This window comes from Limnohabitans sp. (assembly GCF_023910625.1).
Taxonomy (GTDB): Bacteria; Pseudomonadota; Gammaproteobacteria; order Burkholderiales; family Burkholderiaceae_C; genus Limnohabitans_A.
This window is the reverse complement of sequence record NZ_JAAVVW010000003.1, coordinates 437,673-451,857: the sequence shown is the minus strand read 5'-3', so window position 1 is coordinate 451,857 and position 14,185 is coordinate 437,673. Positions and strand designations below refer to the sequence as shown.

15 protein-coding genes are annotated in these 14,185 nt (G+C 62.6%); 6 read left to right on the top strand and 9 right to left on the bottom strand.

Going from position 1 to position 14,185, the window contains the following annotated elements:
* Positions 1 to 8: 8 nt before the first annotated feature.
* Positions 9 to 749 carry a phosphoserine phosphatase SerB gene (gene serB / locus HEQ17_RS05250; protein WP_296291766.1) on the top strand — a complete coding sequence of 247 codons (741 nt, stop codon included), beginning with the start codon at positions 9 to 11 and terminating at the stop codon, positions 747 to 749.
* A gap of 22 nt (positions 750 to 771) precedes the next feature.
* On the opposite strand, the gene HEQ17_RS05245 is transcribed toward serB, so the two are convergent.
* The 3 genes from HEQ17_RS05245 to HEQ17_RS05235 are packed head-to-tail and all read right to left on the bottom strand — an operon-like array spanning position 772 to position 3,052.
* Positions 772 to 1,041, bottom strand: a complete 270-nt coding sequence (locus HEQ17_RS05245; protein ID WP_296291765.1) for a DUF3820 family protein — start codon at positions 1,039 to 1,041, stop codon at positions 772 to 774.
* Positions 1,042 to 1,051: 10 nt separating this feature from the next.
* A complete protein-coding gene (locus HEQ17_RS05240) occupies positions 1,052 to 1,852 on the bottom strand; it encodes an alpha/beta hydrolase (RefSeq protein ID WP_296291764.1) in 801 nt (266 codons plus the stop codon).
* Between the two features lie 3 nt (positions 1,853 to 1,855).
* On the bottom strand, positions 1,856 to 3,052 hold the full coding sequence (locus HEQ17_RS05235; protein ID WP_296291763.1) for a PLP-dependent aminotransferase family protein: 1,197 nt from the start codon (positions 3,050 to 3,052) through the stop codon (positions 1,856 to 1,858).
* Positions 3,053 to 3,121: 69 nt separating this feature from the next.
* Between HEQ17_RS05235 and nth the strand changes: the two genes are divergently transcribed.
* The 5 genes from nth (at position 3,122) to HEQ17_RS05210 (ending at position 8,146) form a co-directional block, all read left to right on the top strand.
* Positions 3,122 to 3,754, top strand: coding sequence for an endonuclease III (gene nth, locus HEQ17_RS05230; RefSeq protein ID WP_296291762.1), 633 nt, complete (start codon positions 3,122 to 3,124; stop codon positions 3,752 to 3,754).
* A gap of 174 nt (positions 3,755 to 3,928) precedes the next feature.
* Positions 3,929 to 4,720, top strand: coding sequence for a DUF3348 family protein (locus HEQ17_RS05225; RefSeq protein WP_296291761.1), 792 nt, complete (start codon positions 3,929 to 3,931; stop codon positions 4,718 to 4,720).
* Positions 4,717 to 6,876 (top strand): hypothetical protein, encoded by a 2,160-nt coding sequence (locus HEQ17_RS05220; RefSeq protein WP_296291760.1) that lies wholly within the window; start codon positions 4,717 to 4,719, stop codon positions 6,874 to 6,876. Before HEQ17_RS05225 ends, HEQ17_RS05220 begins: the two co-directional genes overlap by 4 nt.
* On the top strand, positions 6,876 to 7,532 hold the full coding sequence (locus tag HEQ17_RS05215) for an OmpA family protein (protein WP_296291759.1): 657 nt from the start codon (positions 6,876 to 6,878) through the stop codon (positions 7,530 to 7,532). The genes HEQ17_RS05220 and HEQ17_RS05215 overlap by 1 nt, the downstream gene beginning before the upstream one ends.
* A complete protein-coding gene (locus tag HEQ17_RS05210; protein ID WP_296291758.1) occupies positions 7,529 to 8,146 on the top strand; it encodes a DUF2894 domain-containing protein in 618 nt (205 codons plus the stop codon). The genes HEQ17_RS05215 and HEQ17_RS05210 overlap by 4 nt, the downstream gene beginning before the upstream one ends.
* A gap of 142 nt (positions 8,147 to 8,288) precedes the next feature.
* On the opposite strand, the gene HEQ17_RS05205 is transcribed toward HEQ17_RS05210, so the two are convergent.
* From HEQ17_RS05205 to cbiB, 6 genes are read right to left on the bottom strand one after another with little or no spacing between them, the layout of a single operon-like run.
* Positions 8,289 to 8,843: a histidine phosphatase family protein gene (locus HEQ17_RS05205; protein WP_296291757.1), complete on the bottom strand. Its 555-nt coding sequence runs from the start codon at positions 8,841 to 8,843 to the stop codon at positions 8,289 to 8,291.
* Between the two features lie 10 nt (positions 8,844 to 8,853).
* A complete protein-coding gene (locus HEQ17_RS05200; protein ID WP_296291756.1) occupies positions 8,854 to 9,654 on the bottom strand; it encodes an adenosylcobinamide-GDP ribazoletransferase in 801 nt (266 codons plus the stop codon).
* A gap of 4 nt (positions 9,655 to 9,658) precedes the next feature.
* Entirely contained in the window at positions 9,659 to 10,717 is a 1,059-nt protein-coding gene (cobT, locus tag HEQ17_RS05195) for a nicotinate-nucleotide--dimethylbenzimidazole phosphoribosyltransferase (RefSeq protein WP_296291755.1), read from the bottom strand.
* Between the two features lie 3 nt (positions 10,718 to 10,720).
* Positions 10,721 to 12,199, bottom strand: coding sequence for a cobyric acid synthase (locus tag HEQ17_RS05190; protein WP_296291754.1), 1,479 nt, complete (start codon positions 12,197 to 12,199; stop codon positions 10,721 to 10,723).
* Positions 12,196 to 13,185 carry an aminotransferase class I/II-fold pyridoxal phosphate-dependent enzyme gene (locus HEQ17_RS05185; protein WP_296291753.1) on the bottom strand — a complete coding sequence of 330 codons (990 nt, stop codon included), beginning with the start codon at positions 13,183 to 13,185 and terminating at the stop codon, positions 12,196 to 12,198. Before HEQ17_RS05185 ends, HEQ17_RS05190 begins: the two co-directional genes overlap by 4 nt.
* Complete coding sequence (cbiB, locus tag HEQ17_RS05180) at positions 13,182 to 14,177, bottom strand: adenosylcobinamide-phosphate synthase CbiB (RefSeq protein WP_296291752.1); 996 nt, start codon at positions 14,175 to 14,177, stop codon at positions 13,182 to 13,184. The genes HEQ17_RS05185 and cbiB overlap by 4 nt, the downstream gene beginning before the upstream one ends.
* Positions 14,178 to 14,185: the final 8 nt, after the last annotated feature.

The window sequence follows — 14,185 nt, the reverse complement described above, 5'->3', positions numbered from 1 at the left end:
TGTCGGCTATGACCACCGCCACCTCCGCCCCCAACCCCTCCCCCACCGAGTTTGCCCCCGGCCTTGCCATTCAGGGCTTCACCGCCCCACTCTCGCTGTCACAGTTCAAGCTGATCGCGTTTGACATGGACTCCACGCTCATCAGCATCGAGTGCATCGACGAGATCGCAGATGCCGTGGGCCGCAAGGCCGAGGTGGCCGCCATCACCGAAGCGGCCATGCGCGGCGAGATCTCCGACTACAAAGACAGCCTGCGCCGCCGCCTGGCCCTGCTCAAGGGCGTCACGCTGGCCGACATGGAGCGCGTTGACACCGAGCGCCTGAAGATCAACCCCGGCGCTGCCGAGCTGATATCGGCCTGCCAAAAAGCGGGCATGAAGGTGCTGCTGGTCTCGGGCGGTTTCACTTTTTTTGCCGACCGGGTCAAAGCGCGTCTGAACATCGACTTTGCCCGGTCCAACCGGCTGGAGATCGCGGGCGGCACACTCACGGGGGGCCTGGTCATGCAAAGCTGGGGGGACATTTGCGACGGCGCAGAAAAACGCCGCACCTTGATCGAAGTGGCCAGCCTGCTGGGCATCGAGCCGCACGAGTGCATCGCCGTGGGCGATGGTGCCAACGACCTGCCCATGATGGGCGCCGCCGGTTTGTCGGTGGCCTACCACGCCAAGCCCAAGGTGCGCGAGCAGGCGATGGTCGCCATTCAGCAAGGCGGACTGGATCGATTGCTGGAAGTCGTCAAACCCTGAATGACTCCTGTAGGTTGGAGATTCAGCTCCGACTTTCAGGGCATGGACCAAGTGAGAAGTCGGAACTGAAGCCGCAGACCTGGTTGTTGCGCAAGGGTTTGAGCAAATCGCTCAAGCCGTTGTGGTCGATCTCTTGCATCAAGCGCAATAGCTGCCCGACCTCGCCTTTGGGGAAACCCTCACGCGCAAACCAGTTCAGGTAATTGCCGGGCAAATCGGCGATCAACATGCCTTTGTGTTTGCCAAAGGGCATGGGCGTATTGACCAGTTTCATCAGGTCTTCGGGTTTCATGCGCAGGCCCTCAAGGCTCGCCCCACAGCCAAGCACGCACCCTGGCATGAAACGCCTCGGGCCGCGAAACCATGACCCAATGCCCACAGGGCAAGCCCTGCACGACGCTGCCGGGGGTGGATGCAACCTTCTCCAACCATTGGACCGAATGGAACATGAAAGGCTTGCGCTCGCCGTAGACAAACAGCAGCGGCTGGGGCAACTGAATTTGTGCCGCTCGCTTAAAGCCGCCTGCCGTGCTGAACCACTGCATGGCATAGGGGTAATTCATCTTGTGGGTGATCGAGGCTGGGTCCGTGGGGCAGCGCAGCCAGCGGGCCATGGCGCGGGTCATGCGGGTGCCCAAGTTGCCGCCCAGCTTCCAGGCCAAGGCCAGCCACACTTGGTAGCCCATGACGGACAGCTTTTCTTTCAAACCCCATTCGCGCAGCAGGGCACCCGAGTTGTGGTCCCCCACATCCACCGCCACCACACGGGCCACGCGCTCTGGGTGGCGCATGGCCAATTCGTAGCCAAACACGCAGCCCCAGTCGTGCAGTATGAGCGTCACGGGCTGGTCGGGGCTGATGCGGTCCACGATCTGACGCAAGAGCTGGCACATGTCGTCCAAGCTGGTGGCGGCAGGGCCCGTCTCAAAGCCAGGCAGTGTCAGGCGGGCACAGCTGGCACGGTCTTGCAGTGCGGCCACGGTGCCGTCCCACAGGGCGCGGGTGTCGGGCCAGCCATGCAGCATGAGGATGACTTCGTCGCCCTGCCCTTGCAGCCAGACTTCGGTGCCGTTGACGGTGATGCACCGCTCCTGCTTGTCCATGGTTTACAAAGCCTTGGCCAGGCGCGCAACGCCTTCGAGGATCTTGTCTTCGCCCACGGTGGCAAAGCTCAAACGGAAGGTGGCGTGGTCGGGGTGGGCGCAGAAGAACGGTGTGCCCGGCACAAAGGCGACGCCTTGCGCGATGGCGCTTTTGGCGAACACATTGCCATCATTGACCTTGCCGCCCGCACCTGTGAGGCGCGCCCAAACAAACAAGCCGCCTTGCGGCTGCACAAACTCGACCGCATCGCCCAACTCACGGCGCAGCGCGTTGCCCATGGTTTGGGCGCGCTGGGCATACACGCTGCGCACTTTGTCGAGCGTGGCGGGCATGCGGCCCGCCAAAAGGTATTGCGCGGCGGTGGCCTGAGCAAAGGTGCTGGTGTGCGCATCGCTGAACTGTTTGCACATGGTGGCGCGGGTCAGCAACTCGGGCGGTGCCACCATCCAGCCCACACGCAGGCCGGGCGACAACACCTTGGACAGCGAGCCGCAATGCACCAACAGCTCGCGGCTGCCGGGCACGGATGCGCTCATGGCCAGCAGGCTGGGCGGCGGGGCTTCGCCAAAGTACAAATCACCATACGGGTCGTCTTCGACGATCAGGGTCTGGTGTTTGACCGCCATCTCCAAAATTTGCTTGCGACGCTCGGCGCTCAGCAAGGCACCGCTGGGGTTGCCAAAGGTGGGGATCACGTACACAAACTTGGGTTTGTGCTCGGCGATCAGCTTTTCCAGCTCATCGGTCTTCACGCCGTGGCCGTCCACCGGGGCGCTGATGAGTTCGGCCCCATACAGGCGAAAGCATTGGATGGTGGCCAAAAAAGTCGGGCCTTCCACGATCACCTTGTCACCGGGACTGATCATGGTTTTGCCGATCAAATCCAGACCTTGCTGGCTGCCGGTGGTCACGATCAGCTGGTCTGCGGTCACGTCATGGGCACCCTTTTGGGCCATGACGTGGGCCAGTTGCTCGCGCAGCGGACCAAAGCCTTCGGTCGCGCCATACTGCAGGGCCGCGCCGGGGTCTTGGCTCAGCGCGGCGTTGCTGGCTTCGCGGATGCCGTCCACGTCAAACATGGCGCTGTCGGGAAAGCCGCCCGCAAAGCTGATGATGCCGGGCTTGCCCAAGAGCTTGAACAGCTCGCGGATGGCGGAGGTTTCGACGTTGTTCAGGCGGTCGGCAAATTGCAATGGCATGGTGGTGTATCTTTCCGGGTTGAATTGGTCCTCATTTTGCCAACATCCACATCCCCAGTTCCAACCGCCATGACGCCCGCCCAGATCGAATCTTTTTTTGCCACCCTGCAAGCGGCCAACCCCATGCCCGTGACGGAGCTGGAATACACCAGCGTGTTCGAGCTGCTGGCCGCTGTGCTGCTGTCGGCCCAGGCCACCGACGTGGGCGTGAACAAGGCCACACGCAAACTGTTTCCGGTGGCGGGCACGCCGCAAAAGATCCTGGCGCTGGGCCTCGCAGGACTGGAGGACCACATCAAGACCATTGGCCTGTTCCGCAGCAAGGCCAAACACCTGATGGAGACCTGCCGCATTTTGGTGGAACAACACGGCGGCCAAGTGCCCCGCACCCGTGAAGCGCTGGAGGCCCTGCCCGGCGTGGGCCGCAAAACCGCCAATGTGGTGCTCAACTCTGCTTTTGGTGAGCCCACCATGGCGGTGGACACGCACATTTTTCGCCTGGGCAACCGCACGGGCTTGGCCCCGGGCAAAACGCCTTTGGCGGTAGAGCTCAAGTTGCTCCAACGCATTCCAACCCAGTATGTGGTGGATGCCCACCACTGGTTGATCCTGCACGGGCGCTATGTGTGCCAGGCCCGTAAACCGCTTTGCGGGCAATGTGCGGTGGCGACGTTTTGCGATTTCAAACCCAAAACGGCTTGACTGCTTGGTCATTTGCATTCTGCGGCATTTTTTGGGCGCCAAGGTGTACCCTCGCGGGCGGGTAAAATTTGCCGTTCTGTCCGCTACGGGCAGCCCCTGATGGTCGGCATCGACCGCCCTTGCCTCAAGAGCCTGCGGCTTTGATGGCCTGTCCAACCCAAAACCGAATCGCCCATGACGCGAGCCCAGCCGCGTACCCACTTCAACAGCTCCCGCCTGACGCGCTTTTTGACCGAAAACGCTCTGCTTGACGCCGCCCCGGCCAGGGACGATGTGGGACAAAAACTGGCCGACTGGCTGAACTTTCGCCAGGCCATTGCCTTGCACGCTGTGCTGCACCCAGAACAGCAGAGCCCAGCTGCGCTCGTGTCACAGCGGCGGGCAGCGCCCGTCAACGCCGACACACTGACCCGGCATGTGAACCAGGTACGCAGCCAACTGGAGCAATCCATCGCGCAAGGCGCGCGCCCCGGCTCGGGCCTGACACGCATCGACATGCCTACACCCGAGCTGGATGAGCCGATCGAGCCCAAAACCGCTTTTGAGCCCTACCGTCGGTTTTATGCCGCACACCAGCGGCAAATGGAAACGAGCCTGCGCACCCTGCGCATCCAAGTGAGGGGGCAGTTGGCCCAAAGCACCCCGGCGCTGCAACAACTTGCGGCACTCGATGCAGCCTTTGACAGCATTCTGGGCGTACGCGAGGACCTGTTGCTGGGCAAAGTGGCCAAGCTGCACGAAAAGCGCTTTGCCCAAGCGCTGAAACACCACCTCAAGTCGCTCGCAGAACCCGAAAAACCATCCGTTTCAGGCCCCCGGGCAACCACAACCGTGACCCCCGGCATCTGGCTGATGCCACTGCAACAAGCCATGCGCAGCGCGCTGATGGCCGAACTGGACACCAGGCTCCAGCCTACGCTGGGCCTGCTGGAAGCCTTTCAACAAGAACACACCACCTCACCATGAAACGCTCTTCATTTCTGCTGTCCTTTGCTCTGGGCCTGTTGGCGATTGTCTGGGTCATGACTGCCGTGGCCAGTTCTCACCCATTGGTGTTGGCAATGGCCACCCTGATCGGCGCGGTGTATGTTTTTGGCGCAATCGAGTTGCACCAATACCGCACCACCACCAGCGCCTTGAAACAGGCGCTGGACAACACGCCGGGAGAGTTGGTGCAACTGAACGACTGGTTGATCACGCTTCCAGCAGGCCTGCAAAACCCGGTGCGCCAGCGCATCAACGGCGAACGCCTTGCTTTGCCCGGCCCCACCTTCACGCCTTATCTGGTGGGCCTGCTGGTCATGCTGGGCATGCTGGGCACATTTTTGGGCATGGTGGTCACGCTCAATGGTGCGGTGTTTGCCCTGGAGGGCTCCAGCAACGTGGCTGGCATCCGGGCCGCGTTTTCCGAGCCCATCAAAGGCTTGGGCCTGGCATTTGGAACCTCGGTGGCGGGCGTGGCCACCTCGGCCATGCTGGGCCTGATGAACCATTTGGCGCGCCGCGAACGGACTCAGGCCTCGCATACCCTGGACACCCTGATTGCCACCCGGCTGCGCCGGTTTTCATTAGTGCACCAGCGCCAGGAAAGCTTCGTCACCCTGCAACAACAAGCCCAAGCCCTTCCCCAAATTCTCTCGCAATTGCAGGCCATGATGGCGCAAATGACGCAAAACAGCGAGCAATGGCAGCAAAGCCTGTTGGCCAACCAGGCGCGTTTTCACACCGATGTACAAGCGGCCTACACTGGCTTGGCACAATCGGTGGACCAGTCACTGCGCACCAGCTTGAGCCAAAGTTTGCAGTTGGCCAGCGAGGGCATTCGCCCTGTCGTGCAGGACACCCTGGCACAAATGGCCGCACAAGCGAAAAACATCAACGCGCAGCTGCTGGACCATACCCAGGCACACCTGGGCGAGCTGAACAGCCAAATGGCCACCGTCGCCGCTGCAGTGGCACAAACGAGCGCGGACAGCCTCGCCCACCACGAACAAACCAACACCCGCATGACCGATCAAGTGGGCCAAACTTTGCACAACTTCAGCCAAAACGCTGAGCGCAGTGCACAAGCCTTGATAGCGCAGTTGCAAGCCGCGCAAACAGAGCACCAAGCCCAGCAAGACAGCGCCGAACAAGCGCGCCAACAAGCCTGGCAGGCCGCACTTTCAAGACTGGCCAATGAACTGCACAGCCAGTGGCAAAGCGTGGGCGACAAGACCCTGGCGCAGCAACAGTCCATTTGCGATACGCTGACCCAAACGGCACACCAGATCACCACCCACAGCCAGACCCAGGCCACCCAAACGCTGGCCGAAGTCACCCGCCTGATGGCCAGCAGTGAGGCGCTGGTGCAAGCGCGCATGGCCTCAGAAGTCGAATGGACCCGCCTGCACAGCCAACGCGCCAACGAACTGGCGCAAGTGCTACAAACAGAACTGTCTGCCCTGCGCGAAACCGAGGAGACACGTGGCCAAGCCGCCGTGGCACGCTTGGATCAATTGCAGGCGCAGGTCAGCAAGCACCTGAGCTCACTGGGCCAGGCGCTCGAAGAGCCCATCACCCGACTGATCGAAACCGCCAGCAAAGCGCCCAAAGCCGCTGCCGAAGTCATCGGACAAATGCGCGAGGAAATCTCTCAAAGCGCAGCGCGTGACAACGCCTTGCTCGATGAGCGCACCCGCATTCTGGAGACTTTGAGGACTTTGCTTGACACCATCCACCACGCCTCCACCGAACAACGTGGCGTGATCGACGCCCTGCTGGTGACGAGTCAAAACTCGCTGGCAAACACCAGCGAACAGTTCCAGGCGCATGTGTCAGCCGAGACGGGCAAGCTGGGCGATATCGCCGCCCAGGTCACGGCCAGCGCCGTTGACGTGGCCAGCCTGGGCCAAGCCATGGGCTTTGCCGTGCGCAGTTTCAGCGAGACCAACGACAAACTCATGTCTCAGTTGCAACACATCGAGCAAGCCATCGACAAATCGATGACCCGCAGCGACGAGCAACTGGCCTATTACGTGGCACAAGCCCGGGAGATCATCGACCTGAGCATCACCTCGCAACAAGATGTGCTGCAAGCACTGCATCACCCATCTGCCACAACCACCAAGGAGGCCGTTTGATGCGCGATCACGACGCAGACATCGACTCCATGTCGACCACCTGGATCTCGTTTGCCGACCTCATGACCGGCCTGCTGGGTGCGTTTGTTCTGCTTTTGGTGGCCGTGATGGCGGCACAACTGGACATGGCCTCACAACTCGAAAACGAGGTCGAAAAACGGCAGGTGGCAGAGCAAAAACGACTGTCGCTCGAGCAAGCCCTGGCGGCTCCTCTGGCCAGCGGTCGCATCACCTTGAACAATGGCCGCATCGGCATCAGCGGCAAACTGCTGTTTCGTTTTAACTCTGACCAACTCGAACCCGAAGGCCGTCAATTGCTCAAAAGTCTGGTGCCGCCGCTGCGCAGCTACCTCCAAACGCGCGAGGAAATGTTGATGGTCAGCGGCTTCACCGACGACAAGGCGGTCAGCAGCAGCAACCGCGAGTTTGCCGACAATTGGGAACTTTCAGCCCAGCGCGCCCTCTCAGTCACCCGCACCCTCATCGAAGAGGGCATGCCCTCGTCCTTCTTGTTCGCTGCCGCATTTGGCCAAGAGCAACCCCTGGTGGCCAACACCAGTGAACAAGCACGCGCCCAAAACCGTCGCGTCGAAATGGCGCCTGTGCCCAAAGCAAAAAACGCTCCTGATGCGTCACCAGGCGGCCGCACTCCATGACCCCCAAGGTGTTGGCTGTGCTGGACTCGATGCGTGCAATGGGTGCAGATCGCTTTGACCCGGTCGCCTGGCACCACATCGAAACACTGGCCCTGCGCACCATCGCACAAACACCTGCGGTGCAGTCTCTGCTGGAGCAAACGCTGCAGCAAGCCCTTGACCAACTTCTCTCGCGCATGTCCACCCGCCAAGCACAGAGCGATGCCACCGACGAACAAGCCCCAACAAAGCCCTCTGCCCTGGCCGCATTGCTGCAAGCCATGTCCAGCCGTGACTGCGGCGAGCGCTTGTCCCTGGTCAATGCCCCCGGCTCCGAAAACCCCCGCGTGCGCAAGTTTCGGCAACAACTGGGCAAAATCAGCACGCAAAAACAAGTCAGCCAGGCCATCGCCCAAGCCCCACAAAATGCCGGCCCCATCAACTCGCACATGCTGGTGCTTCGTTCCCTGGGCCTGATGCGCGATATTTCCCCGGACTACCTGAGCCGCTTCATGGTGTACGTAGACACCTTGCTCAGCCTGGAAGATGCCGGCAAAGCCAGAAACGCCACAGACCGGAGGTCAGACAGCAAGTGGTTGAAACCTGCCCCTGCGGCAACCCCCTCAAAGCGCTGAACGCCTGGGCCAACCGCAGTTCACCACCCACTGGCCGTCCAAGGGTCGGAGCGGATACGGATGCCGTGGTTGAACACGGCTTCAATGGCGTGGCGTGTGGCTGGGTCGGCGCATTGGAAGCCCTGCACAAAACTCACTGAGCTCAGCAGTCCAGCACCTGATGTCCTCCTTGGGCTGGTGCGTCTATCGGCCATTGGCCCACATCGGCAATTGTGATGCGCCCATAGGTTGCCAGAAAGTTGGCTGCGCGAATCACACCAGCATGTGTCACCCACACCGCCTCAGCCACCCGTTGATGCCTGAGTTCGTCGATCGCGTTAGCCACACGATCGATCACCCCCTGCGAGCTTTCGGAACCGCCAAAGCGGTGATGGGCGAAGTCGGCCATCCAGTCGTCAAAGGCAGAGCAAGGGATGGCATCCCAGCGTTGCAGTTCCCAGCAGCCGAAATCCATTTCGTTCAGGCGTGGATCGACGACCGGCGGCTGCAGATCGGGGCGCAATTGGTACAGCTCGCTTGCCAGCTGCTGCGCCCGGCCCATGCCCGACACCCACACCGGTAAACCCAGCGGCAGGAGCGTGGCAGCGGATTTAGCCGCTTGCCGGGTCAGGCCCACATCGGCCGGCACGTCGCTTGCGCCATAACACAGACCCGCATCGAGCGAGACACGCGCGTGGCGCAAAAGCCAAAGTTTCATGAGCGCCTCCTCAAAGGGCCAGTGCCAGGCCTAGGTAGAACAGCAGTTCGCTGAGCTGCTGAGTGGCACCCAAGCCGTCGCCGGTGAAGCCTTGCAGACGCCGCTGCAACAAACGCCACATCCAGGCCAGGCCGACCAAGGCACCCATCACCGCGGGCAGCCAAGGCATGCCCGGCGCCATCCAGCCTGCCAGTGCCATCGCGGCAGCCCACCAAGCCAGGCCAGCCAACAGCCCAGCGGTCGAGATGCTCTCGGCCAGCGGCTTGCTCTTGGACCGAGCAGTGTCGCCCACATGCGGCAGGGTGCGGATCACAAAAAGCGGCATCAGCCGCGAGCTGACATGCGCTGCGAACAGCGCCCAGGCCACCTGCTGCGCCCCACTAGCCTGCACCAGCAGGCCCAGCAGCAGCACTTTGGCGATCAGGGCCAACACCAGTGCGATGGCGCCATAGCTGCCAATGCGCGAGTCCTTCATGATGTCCAGCGCACGTTCCCGACTGACTGCACCACCCAGGCCGTCGGCCGTGTCGGCCAGACCATCCTCGTGAAAAGCACCTGTCAACCAAACGCTGAAAGCGGTGCTCAACACGGCCGCCACCCAAGATGCCGCAGGCTGAACAGGCAGCACATGAACCAGACCCCAGAACACCAGCGCCGTCAACCCACCAACCACCCAGCCCACACCGGGAAAGTGCGCTGCGCTGTCGCGCAGCATGGCCGGCGAAAAGCCAACCCAGTCTGCCAGCCGCCCATCGATTGGGATGCGGGTGAAGAACTGGATGGCAATCAAAAAGTGACGAATAAAGGACATGATCTCAACGTGCTGCGGCAGGGGCTTCGTTCTGCCGAGACACCCCGGCGGACTCGAAGCTGACCATTTCTCGCAGGATAGCGCAGGCACTCAAGAGCAGTGGCCATGCCAAAGCCGCACCCGAGCCCTCCCCCAAGCGCAGCCCCAGGTCCAGCAAGGGCTCGGCCTTGAGGTGGGACAGCAACAGTGCATGACCGCGTTCGCCTGAGCGGTGGGCGAACACGCAGCGCTGCAGCACGTTCGGCTTCAGCTTGCTGGCCACCAGCACGGCCGAACTGGTGATGAAGCCGTCCACCACGATCACTCGTCGCTCGGCCGCGGCTTGCAGCACCGCGCCAACCATGGTCGCGATCTCATAACCGCCGAAAGCTGCCAAGGCTGTTAGCGGTTCCGCCGCGTGCGGATGGCGTGCCAGCACCTGACCCAGAACACCGATCTTGCGCTGCACAGCCTCAGCATCCAACCCAGTGCCGGCCCCTGTGCAGTCCACAATGTCCAAACCCGTGAGACGACTCATCAGCAACGAGGCAGCCGAGGTGTTGCCAATGCCCATCTCTCCCAGCAGCAGCGCGTTGCCCTTCAGAACCCTCACCAGCTCAACACCGTTGGCCATAGCCTGGTCGCATTGCTCAGGCGTCATCGCCTGGCCCTCCAGCGCATCGGCTGTGCCGTGCGCCACTTTGGCGATCAACAGTCCAGCGCGGGGCGCGAAGTCGTGACGCACGCCGCAATCCACCACCTTGAGGCCAAGGCCGTGTTGCCGCGCCAGCACACTGACGGCCGCCCCGCCTGCCAAGAAGTTCTCGACCATCTGCCAGGTCACGTCGCTCGGGTAGGCCGAAATTCCGCGTGCGGCCAGGCCATGGTCTCCGGCGAACACCACCAGTTGCGGATGCGTCAGCGTGGGCGTCTCGCTGCCCAGTACCAGGCCGATGCGCTGCGCGAGCCGCTCGATCTGCCCGAGCGAGCCGACCGGCTTGGTCTTGTTGTCCAACAGGTTTTGCAGGCGCGCGGCGAGCGCGGGCTGGGTAATGTCGTCAATGGTGGGAATGGCGAAGATCATGGTTCAGTCCTTTTTGATCAGGGCGTCGAGCACACCGGGCTCGACATGTTGTTCAAGAAAATCGGCGAGCCCGTCAAACACAGTCTCCAGCGTAGGCACCGCCGCACCAAACAGGGCGCGCAACACCGCGGGTTCTTCAAACAGGCCGTGCAGGTAGCAGCCGAGCACGTTGCCAGCGGCGTTTTGCCAGGCCAGGCCGGGCATCACTTCGCGCGCCACATCGCCCCCTGCGGCCATGGCCGGGTGCTGCGCGGTCTGCCCGTGGTGAATTTCATAGCCGGACGCGGTGGTGCCCGAGAGCGCGGCCCAAGGGCCGGTGAGCCCGTCAAAGGTCGCCGTGGTGCGGCGCACGGTTTTATCGGCGTCGAAAGCGGTTACCAGCGGCAGCAGGCCCAAGCCAGGCGCATTGCCCAACGCCATGGGCTCGATGCCGTGGGTGTCGATCAGCGCCTCGCCGAGCATTTGCAACCCGCCGCAGATGCCCAGCACCGCCCCGCCGTGCGCGGCATGGTCGGCCACGGCACGGTCCAGGCCTTGCACACGCAACCAAGCCAGATCGGCGGCAGTGGCCTTGGAGCCGGGCAGGACGATCCAGTCGGCCCTGGCGCAGTCGGCCGGGGTACGCGCCCACACCAGGTGCACACCCGGCACGTTCTTGAGCGGCTGAAACTCGTCGAGGTTGCTGATGCGCGGGTAGGCAATAACAGCCACGCTCTTGGTCACCGCACCCGCTGCGCGGGTCTTGTCATCAAAAACACCGTCTTCTTCGGGTAAACCATGCTGCCACCACATCGGCAGGGTGGCGATCACCGGCACACCGGTCAGGTCTTGCAGCATCTGCGGGCCGGGCGCCAGCAGCGCAGCGTCACCGCGAAACTTGTTGAGCACAAAACCGTGGATCAGCGCGCGCTCGTCCGGTGGCAGCAGCGCCCAGGTGCCGTACAGGTGGGCAAACGCGCCGCCCCGGTCGATGTCGGTCACCAGCAGGCAGCGCGCCTGCGCGTGGCGTGCCACGCGCATGTTCACGATGTCGCTCGCGTGCAGGTTGATCTCGGCCGGCGAACCGGCACCCTCGATCACCACCACATCGTTTTCAGCCCGCAGGCCGTCCAGCGCGGCGGTGATGTGCGGCCAGACCTTTTCACTGCGTCCGCGCCACGGCATATCGCTGAGCTCGGGGCTGACTTCGCCCATCAGCACCACCTGGCTGCGCGTGTCGGCCTCGGGTTTGAGCAACACCGGGTTCATACGCACATTCGGTTCGGCCCTGGCTGCGAGGGACTGGAAGTACTGCGCGCTTCCGATTTCACCCTGTTCACCCGATACTCCGGCCACCACTCGCGCGTTGTTGCTCATGTTTTGCGCTTTGAACGGTGCCACCTTCAGGCCCTGGCGGGCGTAGTGGCGGCACAGCGAAGTGGTGAGCCAGCTTTTGCCAGCGCCGCTGGTGGTGCCGAGCACCATGACGCAAACGGCCGTCATGCGGTGGTCACCTGTTGACTGTGAAGGGCTTGCGCCAGAGCAGCCTGCGCAGCAGGCGGCTGCACGCTAAGGCGCCAGTGGCCCGGAAGGCCCATGGAAGTGGTGTCGCGCAGCTTGATGCCCTGCGCGCGCAAAACGGACACGTTCAACGGCCCGGGTGCCTGCACGCACAAATAGTTGGAATCGCTGGGCAGGCAAACCCAGCCCAAGCTTCGCAACAGAGCCAGTTGCTGCGTTTTCCAGCCGCGCAATTGCGCCCGGCTCTGCGCCAGCCAAGCCTGCGTTTCGGGCTGCATCCAGGCGCTGAGCATGGCTGCGGCGTGGGCACCCAGCGGCCAGGAAGGTGCCAAGCTTTCCAGTGTTGCTTGCAGTGCGCTGGCTCCCAGCGGCGCAATGGCATACGCCCCGCGCACGCCGGTGAGGGCCAGCGCTTTGTTGGGAGACCAGAGTTGCCAAACGGTATTCAGGGCGGCAGCGTCCAGACTACAACGGCCTGCCAGGCGCAGAGGCTCGTAAGCACGGTCCAGCACCACCACGCCGCCCTGATTGGCCACGGCCTGCGCCCGGTGTTCGACCGCGCCTTGCGGGCTCGATGGCTCACACAGCCACAGCAAATCGGCTGCGGCCGGATCTGCCACACCCTGCAAGCCCCAGGCTGCTGCGGCCCGCGCATAGTCACCATAAGCCTGCGCGGGTTGCCACACGGTTTTCCCACCCGCGCGCACCACCGCTGCGGTGATGCGGGCAATGAACTCGCTGGCGCTTCCAGCCATCACAATTCGTTCAACGGCCACCCCATGAAAATCGGCGAGCACTGCACTCAAGTGGGTGTAAGCTGGGTCGGGGTAATGCTGCGCGTCGGCCAGCGCCAGCGCGGCCAGCGCCATGGGGCACGGACCGCACGCGTTGGCGTTGGTGGAGAAGTCCCATGGCGGGACGCCTTGGGCATCTGGCCCGCCGTGCAATGGCTGCGTTGCCGTGTTCATACGACTGGCCCCAACAGTCCTGCCACCCATACGATAAGCGCCAGCCCCGCCAGCGCGCCCACCACACGACCCGCCAGCTTCAGTGCCTGTGCGGTGTCTGCCGCTTGCGGGCTGCGCCCTGCGGGATGCAGCGTGTACACGCCAGGCTTGGCCAAGTGCACGTCCAAAGCCAGCGCCATGGCGGCCATGGGCCAACCGCTATTGGGTGACGGTGTTGATCGCGCGTGAGAACTCAAATGCCGCAAAAGCCCCAACTTACCCTGCCCCAAGATCAGCACCGACGAGATGCGCGCGGGCACCCAGGACAACACATCGTCAGCCCGCGCCGCCCACTTGCCTGCCCAAGTCCAGTCACGGCCATGCCGTTCCCCAAGGTAGCCCCACATGGCATCAGCCGTGTTGGCAAAGCGATACAACGCAGCGCCCGGCAAGCCGGCCACGGCAAACCAGAACAGCGGGGCCACCACCGAGTCGTTGAGGTTTTCGGCCAGAGTTTCAATGGCGCTTTCGCGCACCTGGGCAGCGTCCAAGGTGGTCACATCGCGGCTCACCAGCCAGGCCAAGCGTGCGCGTCCGTCAGCCAGTGACGCATCCAACGCCGTTTCGACAGCTTGCACCTCATCGCGCAACATGCGCCAGGCCAGCAAGGGTTTGAGCAGCAAGCCCAGCAAAAAAATTTGAATCCAAAGTAAAGGTATTTGCACTGCAACCCAATTCAAAAAAAAGGCGCAAGTGGTCACCAATATGGCACCTAAACTCCAAGCCAGCAGGCCAGACAATAACTCGCGTGTCGGCCAAAGCTGAGTACCGGACAAAGGTGCGATAAGTGCACCGACAATGCCCAAATAATGACCCATCCACACGACTGGGTGCCAACGCTCACGTGGCTCGCCCAGCCACCAATCTAGCCCTAAAGCGATAACCGTAGCACCTGCCAAAACCGACCAAGAAGGCTGCGTCAGCAGGGTCTGAGCGATGAGTTGCAAGGTCATAACGAATG

What these genes read in the sequence shown, in the direction of transcription:
- HEQ17_RS05225 (WP_296291761.1), top strand. Translation starts at nt 3,929, where the DNA reads ATGACGCGAGCCCAGCCGCGTACCCACTTCAACAGCTCCCGCCTGACG.
- HEQ17_RS05235 (WP_296291763.1), bottom strand. Translation starts at nt 3,052, where the DNA reads ATGCCATTGCAATTTGCCGACCGCCTGAACAACGTCGAAACCTCCGCC.
- HEQ17_RS05215 (WP_296291759.1), top strand. Translation starts at nt 6,876, where the DNA reads ATGCGCGATCACGACGCAGACATCGACTCCATGTCGACCACCTGGATC.
- HEQ17_RS05190 (WP_296291754.1), bottom strand. Translation starts at nt 12,199, where the DNA reads ATGACGGCCGTTTGCGTCATGGTGCTCGGCACCACCAGCGGCGCTGGC.
- HEQ17_RS05185 (WP_296291753.1), bottom strand. Translation starts at nt 13,185, where the DNA reads ATGAACACGGCAACGCAGCCATTGCACGGCGGGCCAGATGCCCAAGGC.
- cobT (WP_296291755.1), bottom strand. Translation starts at nt 10,717, where the DNA reads ATGATCTTCGCCATTCCCACCATTGACGACATTACCCAGCCCGCGCTC.
- HEQ17_RS05220 (WP_296291760.1), top strand. Translation starts at nt 4,717, where the DNA reads ATGAAACGCTCTTCATTTCTGCTGTCCTTTGCTCTGGGCCTGTTGGCG.
- HEQ17_RS05210 (WP_296291758.1), top strand. Translation starts at nt 7,529, where the DNA reads ATGACCCCCAAGGTGTTGGCTGTGCTGGACTCGATGCGTGCAATGGGT.
- HEQ17_RS05245 (WP_296291765.1), bottom strand. Translation starts at nt 1,041, where the DNA reads ATGAAACCCGAAGACCTGATGAAACTGGTCAATACGCCCATGCCCTTT.
- HEQ17_RS05240 (WP_296291764.1), bottom strand. Translation starts at nt 1,852, where the DNA reads ATGGACAAGCAGGAGCGGTGCATCACCGTCAACGGCACCGAAGTCTGG.
- HEQ17_RS05205 (WP_296291757.1), bottom strand. Translation starts at nt 8,843, where the DNA reads ATGAAACTTTGGCTTTTGCGCCACGCGCGTGTCTCGCTCGATGCGGGT.
- cbiB (WP_296291752.1), bottom strand. Translation starts at nt 14,177, where the DNA reads ATGACCTTGCAACTCATCGCTCAGACCCTGCTGACGCAGCCTTCTTGG.
- HEQ17_RS05200 (WP_296291756.1), bottom strand. Translation starts at nt 9,654, where the DNA reads ATGTCCTTTATTCGTCACTTTTTGATTGCCATCCAGTTCTTCACCCGC.
- nth (WP_296291762.1), top strand. Translation starts at nt 3,122, where the DNA reads ATGACGCCCGCCCAGATCGAATCTTTTTTTGCCACCCTGCAAGCGGCC.
- serB (WP_296291766.1), top strand. Translation starts at nt 9, where the DNA reads ATGACCACCGCCACCTCCGCCCCCAACCCCTCCCCCACCGAGTTTGCC.